At 67.1% G+C, this 13142-nt stretch carries 12 protein-coding genes; 8 read left to right on the top strand and 4 right to left on the bottom strand.

Annotated features, from left to right (window positions below; genetic code table 11):
- Positions 1-6: 6 nt before the first annotated feature.
- Together Poly30_RS06150 and Poly30_RS06145 are read right to left on the bottom strand one after the other, a co-directional pair.
- Positions 7-1170, bottom strand: coding sequence for a DegT/DnrJ/EryC1/StrS family aminotransferase (locus Poly30_RS06150; RefSeq protein ID WP_145195341.1), 1164 nt, complete (start codon positions 1168-1170; stop codon positions 7-9).
- A 47-nt stretch (positions 1171-1217) separates the two neighbouring features.
- Positions 1218-2363, bottom strand: coding sequence for a Gfo/Idh/MocA family protein (locus tag Poly30_RS06145; protein ID WP_145195339.1), 1146 nt, complete (start codon positions 2361-2363; stop codon positions 1218-1220).
- 282 nt (positions 2364-2645) lie between these two features.
- On the opposite strand from Poly30_RS06145, the gene Poly30_RS06140 reads away from it, so the two are divergent.
- The 5 genes from Poly30_RS06140 to Poly30_RS06120 are packed head-to-tail and all read left to right on the top strand — an operon-like array spanning position 2646 to position 6721.
- Positions 2646-3704: a CgeB family protein gene (locus Poly30_RS06140; protein ID WP_145195337.1), complete on the top strand. Its 1059-nt coding sequence runs from the start codon at positions 2646-2648 to the stop codon at positions 3702-3704.
- Positions 3701-4411 carry a class I SAM-dependent methyltransferase gene (locus Poly30_RS06135; protein ID WP_145195335.1) on the top strand — a complete coding sequence of 237 codons (711 nt, stop codon included), beginning with the start codon at positions 3701-3703 and terminating at the stop codon, positions 4409-4411. The genes Poly30_RS06140 and Poly30_RS06135 overlap by 4 nt, the downstream gene beginning before the upstream one ends.
- Before the next feature lie 2 nt (positions 4412-4413).
- Complete coding sequence (locus Poly30_RS06130; RefSeq protein WP_145195333.1) at positions 4414-5625, top strand: hypothetical protein; 1212 nt, start codon at positions 4414-4416, stop codon at positions 5623-5625.
- On the top strand, positions 5622-6488 hold the full coding sequence (locus Poly30_RS06125; protein ID WP_145195331.1) for a hypothetical protein: 867 nt from the start codon (positions 5622-5624) through the stop codon (positions 6486-6488). The genes Poly30_RS06130 and Poly30_RS06125 overlap by 4 nt, the downstream gene beginning before the upstream one ends.
- Before the next feature lie 29 nt (positions 6489-6517).
- A complete protein-coding gene (locus Poly30_RS06120; protein ID WP_145195329.1) occupies positions 6518-6721 on the top strand; it encodes a PspC domain-containing protein in 204 nt (67 codons plus the stop codon).
- A 105-nt stretch (positions 6722-6826) separates the two neighbouring features.
- On the opposite strand, the gene Poly30_RS06115 is transcribed toward Poly30_RS06120, so the two are convergent.
- Positions 6827-7723, bottom strand: a complete 897-nt coding sequence (locus Poly30_RS06115) for a DUF2911 domain-containing protein (RefSeq protein ID WP_145195327.1) — start codon at positions 7721-7723, stop codon at positions 6827-6829.
- Between the two features lie 60 nt (positions 7724-7783).
- Here Poly30_RS06115 and Poly30_RS06110 point away from each other — a divergent pair, with 60 nt between their 5' ends.
- Complete coding sequence (locus Poly30_RS06110; protein WP_145195325.1) at positions 7784-8533, top strand: SDR family NAD(P)-dependent oxidoreductase; 750 nt, start codon at positions 7784-7786, stop codon at positions 8531-8533.
- Positions 8530-9084, top strand: a complete 555-nt coding sequence (locus Poly30_RS06105) for a hypothetical protein (RefSeq protein WP_145195323.1) — start codon at positions 8530-8532, stop codon at positions 9082-9084. The genes Poly30_RS06110 and Poly30_RS06105 overlap by 4 nt, the downstream gene beginning before the upstream one ends.
- A 42-nt stretch (positions 9085-9126) precedes the next feature.
- Here the strand turns inward: Poly30_RS06105 and Poly30_RS06100 are convergent, their stop codons facing one another.
- The gene (locus Poly30_RS06100) at positions 9127-11049 is read right to left on the bottom strand and encodes an FG-GAP repeat domain-containing protein (protein WP_145195320.1); all 1923 of its coding nucleotides are present in this window, start codon (positions 11047-11049) and stop codon (positions 9127-9129) included.
- A 319-nt stretch (positions 11050-11368) separates the two neighbouring features.
- On the opposite strand from Poly30_RS06100, the gene Poly30_RS06095 reads away from it, so the two are divergent.
- A complete protein-coding gene (locus tag Poly30_RS06095; protein WP_419191016.1) occupies positions 11369-13114 on the top strand; it encodes a zinc metalloprotease in 1746 nt (581 codons plus the stop codon).
- Positions 13115-13142 lie beyond the last annotated feature (28 nt).

The following is a 13142-nucleotide window of genomic DNA, read 5'->3' as shown; positions in this document are numbered from 1 at the left end:
CCTCGCTCACGCCGCCATCGCGCTGGAAGCGGGCATCTTAGCCACCTCCCGGCGACCCGCGAAGTAGGTCGCGATCGCCCGGCAGACCGTGTCGATCTGGCCGTGGGTCATGTCCGGGAACATCGGGAGGCTCAGGACGCTCTGCGCCGCGTTCTCCGCGTGCGGAAGGGAAAGGCCCGCGGGAACGATGGACTGGAGCGCGGGCTGCTGGTGCAGCGGCAGCGGGTAGTGCAGGCCCGTCTGGATGCCGACCGAGTCGAGGTGCGCGCGCAGCGAATCGCGATCCGCGCACTGGATCACAAAGAGGTGATGCACCGACTCGCCCCCCTCTTCGACGCCGGGGATCGTCAGCGGTAGGCCCGCGAGACCACGGGCGTAGCGCGCCGCCACCGCGCGCCGCTTTCCGTTGCCCTCGTCGAGGAGCGGGAGCTTGAGCGCCACCGAAGCCGCCTCGATCTCGCTCATTCGATCGTTCACGCCGATCTCGTGGTGGTAGTACTTCGCGATCGAGCCGTGATCGCGGAGCTGACTCACGCGCATCGCCAGCTCGGGATCACGCGTGGCGACGAGGCCGCCCTCACCCGCCGCGCCGAGGTTCTTGCCGGGGTAGAAGCTGAAACAGCTCGCGATCCCGAGGGAGCCGAGTCGCTCGCCGCGGTAGCGCGCACCGTGGGCCTGGGCCGTGTCCTCGACGATCCAGAGGTTCCGCTCCCCGGCGATCCTTGCCAGCTCCCCCATCGGCGCAGGCGCGCCGTAGAGATGCACAGGCAGGATGCCAACCGTCTTGGGGCCGATGAGCTGAGCCACATGGCCAGCGTCGACCTGGAGCGTCTTCGGGTTCACGTCCGCAAAGACCGGCGTGGCCCCCGTCGCGCAGATCGCCTCGGCGGTCGCGATGAAGGTGAGGGCCGTCGTGATGACCTCATCGCCAGGGCCCACGTCGAGGGCGCGCAGGGTGAGCTCCAGGGCGCTCGTGCCCGAGGCGACGGCGACCGCGGCCTCGACGCCGAGGTAGTCCACGAATCCTGCCTCGAGCGCACGGCACCACTTGCCCTGCACGAACGCGCCGGTATCCAGGATGGTGGCGATCGCTTCATCGAGTTCCTTGCGCACGGGAACGAAGGTGCCAGGGACGTTGGCGAACGGTACGGGCGAGGAGGCGTGAACCATGACGGAGGTGGTGGAAGAGGACGTAGGGGTAGGTTCCGTAAGGAGCGTCAGACCGCGACGGGCGCGCCGCCCTGCATCAGGCTTTCCTGGGCCTTCTCCAGGATCCGGACCACGGCCAGCGCCGTCTGCCCGTTGCTCCGCGGCGTCTCGCCGGTGCGGACGCAGCGCACGAAATCGGCGACCTCCTTGGCGAGCGCTTCGTCGCCCGCGATGTGCGGCGCGTGCATGTCGCCCATGCGGTAGTCGACGCGATGGCGATGCTCGTCGTCCCTGGAGCCGGACTCGGTAGACGACTCGGCGGAAGACTCAGCGATGCCGCGGTCGTAGACCTTGACCTTCTCCAGGACCTGGTTGTCGTCGTAGATCATCATGCGCTTCGTCCCGGAGAGGATCACGCTGCGCACCTTGACCGGCGCGAGCCAGCTCACGTGCACGTGGGCGATGAAGTTGCCCGGGTACGCGAGCGAGAGGTACGCGACGCTTGCCGTGCCCTTGCCCCAGTGGGACGCGCCCGTCGCCGAGACCGACACGGGCGGCTCCGGCATCAGCCAGGACAGGATCGAGAGGTCGTGGGGCGCGAGGTCCCAGAGGACGTTGATGTCCGGCTGGAAAAGGCCGAGGTTGATGCGCACCGAATCGAAGTGCAGCGGCGCGCCGAGCGTTCCGTCGTCGAGAAGCTCCTTCATCTTCTCGACGGCCGGGTGGTAGAGAAAGGTGTGATCGACGAGCAGGGTGAGGCCGCGCTCTTCGGCGAGCGCGACGAGCGTCTCGGCCTCCTCGATCGAAGCCGCGATCGGCTTCTCGATCAGGACGTGGCGGCCGCTCATCAGCACGCGCTTCGCCAGCTCGAAGTGTGTGTCCACCGGCGTCGCGATCGCGATGGCCTCGATGCTCGGATCGTCGAGCAGGCCCTCGAGTTCGGTGTGCAGGCCGATCGTTGGGTCGCCCTGGCCCACGCTGGCCAGCCGCGCCGGGTCGCGGTCGCAGACTCCGCGCACGCATGCGTCGGCGGAGGCCTGGAAGTTCCGGATCAGCTTCGGGCCCCAGTAGCCAGCGCCGACCACGCCGATGCCGAGGGGCGCCGTGCGCGGGGTTTGGCGGGTATCGCCAGGGGATGCGACGGGCGAAGCGACCGGGCGGGCGATGGTGGCCGCCGCGCCGCTGGTCGGAGGGAGAAGATTGGTTTTGGCCATGGCTAGAACGGGGATCGGGTACCCCGGTGCCCTATCGACATGGCGGCCCAGAACTTGAGACGAAGCCGAGGGATTCCCCTGATGACGGATCGGGCCTTACCCACAGGGAAGCCCGCAGGGCTTGCGGCCAACAACCCGGCAGTTGCGGCTCGGGAGGTCGCGCGCTGAACATCGATTCATGGCACTCCTACCGAAGGCGAAGCGGGTTTTCCCTGGGTCCGACTCAAGTTCAGGGGGAGGTGGCCGATAGAGCCAGTCCATGGCCACCCACCGGAGTCTTCGATGCGCGTTCTAGTCTGCGGCAACCAGGCAGAGCACGAGTGGCCCGAGTCCTGCGTGCGCGCGCTGCGCCGCATGGGGCACGAAGCGGAACTCATGTACTACCTCGTTCCCCAGGCCGGGGAAGTCGAGACCTACCTGAGCGCCGACCAGCAGCGGAACGTGCCCGGGCTGATGGCAACGGCCCAGGGGCGCCAGGCCCTGATGGAGCAGCTGTTCTTCCACAAGGCGGCCGCCCTGCGCCCCGACCTGATTCTGCTGGCCGGCATCTACCACACCTGGTCCGTCGACGCTCTGGCCGACGTGCGTGAGCACCTCGACATCCCGATCGTGCTCTGGTCGGGCGACAACCCCTACGTCCCATACGCGCCGGACATCTTCAGCCGCGCCCCGTACTACGACCTCGCGCTCTTCGGCAACTTCCGCTTCGCCGAGCGCGCGGCGGATCGCTTCGCACGCACGGGCTACATGCCCTTCGGCTGCGATCCCTTACGGGATCAGCCACCTCCGGCGGACCAGAACCTGGAGCCGTACCGCTGCGGACTCAGCTACCTGGGCACCGTGAAGAACGATCGCTGCCTGTTCCTCGAGGAACTCAGCCAGCAGCCCTTCGACCTGAAGATCTGGGGCGTCGGCTTCCCCGACGACCTCGGCGCTCGATTCCCTGGCGTCCACCGCGCGCGGCAGCCCGAGCACATCCAGGGCCAGAAGAAGACCCTCGTCTACGGCGGCGCGTCCATCGTCCTGAACCTGCATCACACGGGCTTCGCCAACATGAAGCTCTACGAAGCGGCCGCGTGCGGCGCGTTCCAGATCAGCAACAAGCGGCTCGAAGCCGAGGCCACCCGCCCCCACCTCTCCGTGTGCCGAGAGGTCGTCACCTACGAGACCACGCCCGAGCTCGTGGAACTCGTCCGGCACTTCCTGGCCCACCCCGAACAGCGCCACGCGCGGGCCCAGCGCCTGCGCGAGGTCGTCCTCGCCCACCACACCTGGGATCACCGCATGGCCGCCATTCTCGAGCAGGCCGCCCCCTCTCCCCTGATCACGAGCCACTCATGAGCGCCCTCTACGCCACCCCCGAAGAAGCCTACGCCGCCTACCGCGAGGCTCCCCAGACCTTCTTCGAACGCTACCACGAAGACCACTTCGACGAGCGCAGCCTGATCTCGCCGGACTGGACCTGGTACGAGACCAAGTACCACTACAACCTCGTGGAGAACGGCATCATCGACCTGCTCGGCCGCGACTCCGATCGCATCCAGGTCGGCGACGTTCTCGACGTCGGCTCGGGAACGGGCCACTGGATCGACTTCTACGCGAAAACGATGGAGGCCCGGAGCGTGACAGGCGTGGACTTCTCCGAACTCAGCAGCCAGGCGCTCGCGAGGCGCTACGAGGCCATCGAGTCGATTCGCGTGGACCGCATGGACATCACCGAGCATCGGCCGGAGTTCGACGGCCGCTTCGACCTGATCAACGCCATCGGCGTCATGTTTCACATCGTCGACGACGACCTCTGGCGCCAGGCCGTCGGGCACTTCGCTGGCTACCTGCGCCCCGGCGGCATGGCCATCGTCGGCGGTGACTTCGGCCCCGAGAGCCAGGAGCTCGGCGTCATGCGCCGCACGCGCTCCCTGGCGATGTGGGAGGAAACGCTCGGCGCGTTCGGCCTCGAGGCCTGCGGCCTGAAGCGCTTCGACTGGGCGAAGGGCGGCATCAACCCCGGCCTCAAGAACAACCTGCTGGCCTTCCGTCATCGAGCCTAGCCATGCACTACGTTGGAAAGGACGTCGTTCACCGGGGGGCCGCGCTGCTCCTCGACCCGAGCCGACTGGACGAGAGCCTCGCGCACAGCGCCAGGAAGAACGTGCGCAAGGCCCAGCGCGCGGGGTTCAGGATCGAGCGAGGCGAAGGCACGCCCGAAGAGCTCGAGGCGCTGCGTGCGCTGTGGTATCTGCCCGAGGATCCGAACTTCCCCGGCGAACTCTCCGAGGGCGACGTGCTCTACCTCGCCCATCTCGAGGATGAACTCGTGGGCGGGATGATCCTCGTTCCGGTCGGTCGTCACTACTTCCTCAACAACCTGCTCGCGAACGAACAGGGCAAAGCGCACCAGCTCCAGGCGCTGCTCCTCTGGAATTCGGTCCACGATCTCGCGGACTCGGGCCAGCGCTACATCGACATCGGAGTCTCCTACCGACCGAACCTGCAGCGCTTCTTCCAGAAGTGGGCGAGCTTCACCTACCCGGTGATCTTCCACCCGCCGGAGCACGGCCCGCGGATCACCCAGGCTCCCTTCCAGCGCCTCGCGCACCCGCCCGAGTCCACGGACGACGCCGCCATCGACGCGGCCCTCGACGCCTTCGTCGGAGGCCGTCCCTTCACGCTGCTCCCCAGCCGAGGGATCGCCCTCGGGGTGCTGACCGAGCGCGGCCTCAGCCACACGGAGGTGTCCACGCCCGGCGTCGCATCCGAAGGGAGCGCCGCCCCTGGAGTCGAGCTCATGGACCTGACCCAGGCCCTCCCCATCGCCCACGGCGCGCTCTTGATCGGGCTGAAGATCCCGATCGCGGAGCTCTGGTCCGAGCACGGCTGCTACGACTTCGTCAAGACCGAGTACCTGCGCAAGGTGCTCGCCGCCGCCAGCTCCGACTGGGACTCCATCGTCGAAGCGCGCGCGACCGTCTGGGAGTCCATGAACGCGCTCTTCTCCCAGGAAGACGTCGAGATCGAGCCCAGGAACGCCTTCCCCCCGACCTTCGCGTATCGGAGCGATGACGCCAGCGCGCTGCACAAGCGCTATCGCTCGTTCGGCGTCGAGAGCTACCTCGACGGCGGCTGGCTCCACCTGCCCTGCCACCAGGAACTCAACGGGGCGGAGATCGAGTACATGTACGCCATCTACCGCGGGCACCTGAACCTCTGCAGCGCATGGGAGTCCACCCAAGTCCGCGGCCGCCTGACCCTGGACGTCGGGTGAAGGTGCTCCTGCTGAACGGCTTCGATCGCTGCGGTAGCTCGTTGATCGGCGGCCTGCTGGCCCGGCACCCGGACGCCGCGTACTTCTTCCAGCCCTTCAACCGCACCGAAGTTCACGCCTCCCAGCATGAGGTCTGGCCCCCGGAGGAGGCGCATCCGGCGACCGAGCGCTTCCTCTCGGAGTTCCTCGCCGGGCGAGTCGATCGCGACTTCCTCGGCGCGGATCTCTTCGAGCGGCACAGCACCGCCGCGGCCCCACGGCTCGACGGGCTCAACGTCATCAAGGAGACGAAGGTCCACTTCAAGTCGACCTGGATCCAGCGCCGCTTCCCCTCCATCGCGCTGCGCGGAATCTGGCGCAATCCCCGCGGGATCCTGTGCTCGCTACTCCGCAACGGGTTCGCGTCCAGCTGGTACGGGAAGCCCGCCTTCGAGGCCATCTCGGCCACCGTGCGCCGCACGCCGGAGCTGGCGGCCTACCTGCCTCTCCTCGAGGAGTCGCTGGAGCCTTACGAGGAGGTCGCCCTCGTGATCGCCGCCCGTACCCACCTCTTCGGGGCGACGATTCCCCCGGAGCACTGGATCTCCTACGAGGAGCTGCTGCTCGACTGCGACCGCGTTCTGAACGAGCTGATCGAGCCCTTCGGCCTCGCGCCCTTCCACTTCGAGCCGCACCTCCATCGCGACCACAACGTCAGCGGAAGCCCGAGCCAGGGCGCTGACCTCTGGCGGACCTTCTTCAGCGACCGGCAGCTCGAGCGGCTGGAGGACCTCTTCGCCCCGCTGGAAGTCGCGATGCGATGTCGCAACGATGCCGCTGCTGTCACCGCCGGAGCGCCGACGTCTGGCGGATTCTTCGAATAGTCGCGACCCTCGAACGTAAGGACAGGGCCATGAACGAACCTGCCCTTCCCCTGCGCCGCTCCACCACCGATCGCGTGTTCGCTGGTGTCCTTGGCGGCTTCGCGAAACGCTTCGACCTCGACCCCACGGGGCTCAGGATCGGCTTCGTCATCCTCTCGGTGCTTTCCGTCGCCTTCCCGGGCATCCTCGTTTACTTGCTCTGCTGGCTCGCCATTCCGCTCGAAGATCACTGATCGCCGACCCGGGGAAGAGAGAAAGGCGCCCGGCCTCCTTCACATTCGAAAGGAAGCCGGGCGTCTTCGTGCTCGGTCAACAGGCCCTGGCTGACGCGGGTCGGTCTACTTGCAGCGCTCCATCAGCGCCTCGTTCAGACGCGTGTACTCGGCCTTGATCGCGCCGCTGGCCTTCGAAGCCAGCGCGTGCGAGGCCTTGGCGGCCGCGATCGCCCCGGCCTTGTCGCCCTTCTTCTCCAGGATCAGTCCCTTCCGATACGAGATCCAGAACGCCTGGGGCTGGGCCTTCACGGCCTCGTCGATCCACATGGCCGCCTTGTCCATGTCGAGATCGTTGGCGTAGTAGAACATGGCCGCCTGGAAGTAGGGGTGCTCGCCCTCGCCCGACATCGCCGCTTCGATCTGCGGCTGAAGCGTGTCGACGATATGGGTGTCGATGGGCACGGAAACGCGCGTGGTTTCCCACTCCAGGAACAGCGAAGCGCGGCCGCCCACGCTCAGGTCGGCGAAGCCGATCGAGAGGGTCTCGACGGGCGCCGCGAGCGTGGTCGGCTTCACCGTGACGCGGGCGACGTCCTTGGCCTCGTCGTAGGCGTAGGGGCCGAACTGGACCGCGTCCTCGTTCAGGATCACCTGCCACTCGGTCTCTCCAGGAACGGCGAACAGCGAGTACTTTCCAGCGGGCACCTCCGCATCGCCGAAGGTCACGGCACCGCTGAGCGTGACCGTCGTCGCGTTGTTGGCACCGGCGCGCCACACGCTGCCGTAGGGCTCCAGCCCACCGAAAATCTGGCGGCCGTGCATGCTCGGTCGGCCGTAGCTCACCTCGATATCGACCAACCCGACGCGCTGGGACACCGTGGCGGCGGGGCTCGCCTGGGGGAACTCGAGCGGCTTCGCGGCACCGTCTTGGCTCGGACCGATAGAAGGGCCGGTAAAACGGGAAACACCAAGGGCGGCAATCGAGCCGAGCAGTGCGGCGGTCAGGATGGGAATGTTCATGGACGAGATGATAGGGCTCCTCCGCTGGCATGCTGTGGCCTCATCCCCGAGAATGAGCCCATGCCAAATCGCATTGCTCTCGTGACTGGATGCAGTCGTGGTGTGGGTGCCGCGCTCGCCGCCGAACTCCTCCGCCGCAACTGGCGTGTCCACGGGATTTCCCGCAGCGCCCCGCCCGCGGAACTCATCGAGGATGGCCTCGTGCACCTGCCCCTCGACCTGTCGGACGTCGACGCCGTCGGGGAACACTTCCACGCGTCGTTCGCGAACGACCTTCACCTGGAAGCAGCCGATCAGATCGCTCTCGTGAACAACGCGGGCGTCCTCGCCATGGCCCCCACCCAGGGCCTCGACCTTCGCCAGATGGACGCCGCGTTCCGCGTGAACGTGACCGTTCCCGCGTGGCTGATGGGCTGGTTCGTCCAGCACACGCCGGAGATCACGCGCCTCGATCTCGTCAACCTCTCGAGCGGTGCAGCCTCCAGCGCCTACCCGGGCTGGCTGACCTACTGCACGAGCAAGGCCGCGCTGCGCATGGCCGGCCGAGTGGTCGCCGCCGACGTCGCCGAGCAGCTCGCGCTCTCCGATCGCCCCATCCACGTGCTCGACTACGCGCCGGGCGTCGTCGCCACCGAGATGCAGGCCGAGATCCGCTCCGCTGCTCCGTCGAGCTTCCCGCGCTCGGAGCGCTTCCACGATCTCTACGAGCAGGATCAGCTCGCGGACCCATCCGCGCCCGCCGGGGAGATCGCCGACCTTCTCGAACGACGGAACCCACCCGCGTACGACGAGCGCCGCCTGGGCTCATGAGCGCTGCACGGTCCAGCGACATCCCGAGCGCCATCGATCCGGAAGTCCTCACGCGCCAGCTTCTGGCCCCTCCTGTCCCGAAGGGCTTTCGGCTCCACGTCCTCGAGCGATCGTGGAACTTCGGCGTTCCAAGGCAGCAGCTCTGGGACTGGCTGAACGATCCTCGCACGTTCACGCGCGGCCAGGTGCCGCCTTTCAAGGTCGAGTTCCTGGACCTTCCGAACGGCGACCCCGGAGGTTTCGTGCCTGGCTGCCTGAACGTCCATCACGGTCCGCTGATGAGCTTCCACGGCGTCATCGGAGAGGTCCGCCCGCCCGAGTATCGAGATCTCCTCTACAGCTACGGAAGCTACGCGCTCTCGCTTCGACTCGCCCGCCCGGTGAGGCTGCAGTTCTGGTTCGAAGAACGAGGTGAAGGGAAGAGCCTGCTCAAGCTACGGCTCGACACCCACACGCGCCGCTGGTTCGCGCCGATCTGGGGCGCGGTCAACCGATTCTTCTGGTGGAACTTCGGCCTGTCGGCCCGACTGGTCCTCCGATTTCGTCGATAGGAGCGTGCTGCGCAAAATGCGATCCGCGACCACGCGGGCCGCTCAAAGGTCGAGGCGGCGCGATCCGGCAGGCACGTTCACCCGGTAGCGCTCGGTCGCATCGCCCGGCAGCTGCACGCCCACCTGCGTGACCGGCACCCCTGGGGCCTGCCCGAAGCGCAGCGGCTGGAGCGACTGGGAGTAGCGGCTGACGGTCGCCGCGCCCCAGCTCTGTGCGAACACGGTGCCGTCCGGGTGATAGGCGCGGACCACGGTTCCGAGGGGAAGGTCCGGATGCACCTCCAGCAGCGTATTCGCCCCCACGGTCACGTTCTCCAGCACCTGTCGCGTGGAACCCGTCATGACCACGAGGTCGATCCGGCCGTCGAGGTCGACGTCGCCCGCGGCGAACCAGCTCGTCAGCGCCTGCCCGAATCCGTCGTCGAGGTTCGCGCGTTCGAAGGACTCGCCGAGCAGATTGCGCCACCAGGCCAGTCGGCCGTCGAAGGTGACGAGGTCCAACCAGCCATCGTTGTCGATATCCGCGATGAGCGCCCGGAGCAGGCCGCTCGCCTGGCCGAGTCCGAGCGACTCGGTCACGTCGACGTAGGCGCCCGCATCGTTCCGGAAGGCCGTCACGCGCTGGTCCGAGGAGTGCTGCAGAATCCACAGATCCAGGTCTCCGTCACGGTCCATGTCGAAGAGCTGGAACATGGCGTCCTCGAAGAGGCTGGCGCCCCCCGCGGGATCCGGCGGAAGCAAGAGCCCGACGTCCGCGCCGCTGGAAGGCTCGAACCCGCCGCCGCGCCTCCGCGCGATGAATACCTCGGAGCCGTCGAGGTAGACGAGGTCGAGGTGCCCGTCGCGGTCGACGTCGGTCCAGGCGAACGATTCGGGCACGACGAGGTCGAGGCCGAGACTGGCTGCGACGTCGAAGTGACGGTTCTGGGCGTCGCGCTCCAGCAGAACGTTCGGCGTCTCCTTGTTCGCCACGTAGAGCTCGTTCTCTCCGTCGGCGTCCATGTCGACCCAGGCGACCTGACGACCGCGGCCGTAGTCCTCGGGCAGAGCGCCTTCGGGCACCTCTCGGTAGAGCCCCGGCTGGCCCAGCGACTCGAAGAGTCGATCCGCCTGGGGATCGTGCGGAGGCAGGTGATTGCCCGCGAGCCCGCCGCCGCAAACGTAGAGCTCCGGTTCCGCTGACCCCTGACAGTCGACGAGCGCCATGCCGTGGGGATCCTGCTTCCAGAGCGACACGCTGCGGCTCGGGAACTCGAGCAGGTTCGTGCCTGCGAACATCCGGATCCCGGAAGGGTCGTCGGTACTGACCTTCAGCTGCGTGTCGTGCCCGACGTTGCCGAACGCAAACGTTCGAGGCCCCCCTGAAACGTCGACCTCCATGGCGACCTCGAATTCCGACAGCCGCTCCACCTCGCCGTGGACGAGCCCTACCTGGTCCACGAACGGTCGATTGACGACGAGGCGCAGCGTGTGCGACGTGCTCCCGGGAGCCGGCAGTACGCGGAAGAACCACCGCCCCGTCCAGCTCTCCGCGTGCCACACGTAGATGCCGGGGATCCCGAACGCGTCGATGTCGAGTTCCAGGTCCGCCGCTCGCCCGTAGAGATCGGGGATCCCGCGGTTCTCCCAGAGCCCGGAGTCGTCTCGCCCGCGGCGATTGAACTGTTCAAAGGAGCCGCCCACGTTCTCGAAGGCCTCGAACCGATGGAGGTTGTGGCGATTGAGAAAGCAGTCGAGGTCGCCGTCGAGATCCATGTCGCCGAGGATCATGTCGAAGTACTTCGGCGTGGTCGGTACAGGATCACCGGCGAAGCGGTCGAGACGCTGAACCAGCATCACGTCGGATGGATCCGGCATCACCGGATTCCGAGCGAGGGCGCCGCCCGCGCCGGTGCTCGACTCCGAACCGGAGTGGCACGCGGCCAATACGAACGCGAGGGGAAAGCTCAGGGAGGTCCAGTGCATACAAAGAGGCTGCCGTTCGCCCGCCTCGGGATTCTAGCTGGCCAGAGAAAGGCGTGACCGACGAATCCCATTGCGGGTCTCCAACCCGCCCCCAGGGGGCGACCTGGCACGGGGAGCGATGTCCCCCACCCCATCGCACGCCGAGGCAAAGCGCCCCTGGACGCCGCCCCTCCGGGATTCCGTGACGATCCGTTCGGGCAAGGATATTGCCTCCGGAGCCTCCTTGCGAACTCCACGCCCAGGGCCTAGCGTCCGACGGGAGCCTGCCGCTCTTCATCCGTCGATCCACTCGACTCACACAACTCAACCCAGGTCTTTCATGAGCCGTCCTCTCTTCGCCTTCTCCACTGCGATTCTCGGAGTCGCCCTCTGTGCCTCAGCCGTGGCCCAGCTCCCTGACGCAAGCGCCTCGATAGCAGGCCATTCGGTGTATGAACTCGAGGGGGGCGAGATCGTGGCTGCGGACGGGCAGGGGACGTACGTCTACGACACCTGGGATGAGTATCTGCGCTCATCCTTCTTCTTCCGCCACGGAATGCGATGCGGATTCGACCGGCTCGTTCACCCGCCGGAGATAGCGTTCCTGGGATCCCAGAGCGACTGCACCAACAGCGGCTCTTTCCCGAATCCGGTCTACGACCCGAGCGGCGGCTCCGCCACGGTCTACGACATCCCAGTCGCATTCCACGTGCTGTATTCGACGAGCGGTGCTGGGAACATCCCGGACGCACGAATCTACGAGCAGATCGACATCCTGAACCAGGACTTCGCGGCGCTCACCAACAGCCGCATCCAGTTCCACCTCGCCACGGAGGATCCCCAGGGCAACCCGACGTCCGGGATCACGCGCACCCGGAACAGGTCCTACTACAACGACCGCGGCGACTACGCGAGCGCGGTGGGCTGGGACACGAACCGCTACCTGAACATCTACTCGAACACCGCAGGCGGTAACCTCGGTTACGCCTACGTCCCGAACGGCGGGGGTGTCGTCGGATCGAGCTTCGACGGCGTTCGGCTCCTCTGGAACTCGATCGGCAACACCAACTACGTCCCCTACAACCTCGGCCGCACCGGCACCCACGAGGTAGGCCACTACCTCGGGCTCTTCCATACGTTCGACGGTGGCTGCGGCACGAGCAACTGCAACACGAGCGGCGACTTCTGCTGCGACACCAACCCGGAGAGCTCGCCGAACTACAGCGCGTGCTCGCCGTCGGAACGCTCGACGTGCGGGAGCCCTGACCCGGTGCGCAACTACATGGACTACTCCGAGGATGCGTGCATGGATTCCTTCTCCCTGGAACAGGCGTACCGAATGCGCTGCACGCTGGAGAACTGGCGTGTCGACCTGACCACGTGGGAAGGCGGTGGAACCGGCGGCACGGTTCCGGACCAGGTGTCCGGCCCCTCCCCCGCCAACGGCGCTTCGGGCGTCGCGCAAAACGCGAGCCTCGGGTGGTCGGCCGCTTCCGGTGCCACCCAGTACGACGTGTACTTCGGAACGTCCACGAACCCGGCCCTCGTCTCCGCGAACCAGACCTCGACCTCCTTCGGTCCCGGGGCGCTGGCCGCGTCGACCACCTACTACTGGCGCGTCGACTCCGAGAACACCCAGGGCACCACGACCGGTAGCCTCTGGAGCTTCACGACCGCCGCGGACACGGGCGGCGGAACGATCTTCTTCGACGGCTTCGAAAGCGGCAGCCTCTCAGGCTGGTCCACCTCGAGCAACGTTCGGGTCGGCACCACGGCGAGCACCGGAGCCTTCTCGGCGGAGCTGCGCCGCACCAGTTCGATGTCCCGCACGATCAACGTCGGCTCAGCCACGTCCGTGGACGTGAGCTGGGATTGGCGCACCAGTGGCTTCGACGGAGGGGAGAACATCCAGGTGATCCTCTCGGGCGGCTCAGGAGGTCCCGTGACCGTCTCCTCGACGGCGACAGCGTTCACGACGGCGTCGCGCACCCTCACGGGCGTTTCCGGCACGATCGGAATCGAGTTCCGTACCAACGCGAACCGCAACAACGAGCGCGGCTACGTCGACAACGTCCAGGTCCAGTAGCCAGGTCCACCAGTCGGGGCCCCCTTCG

Origin of the sequence: Saltatorellus ferox (assembly GCA_007751475.1) — a bacterium.
Classification (GTDB): domain Bacteria; phylum Planctomycetota; class UBA1135; order UBA1135.
Note: the sequence above shows the minus strand (reverse complement) of the source record. Positions and strands in the feature narration are given on the sequence as shown.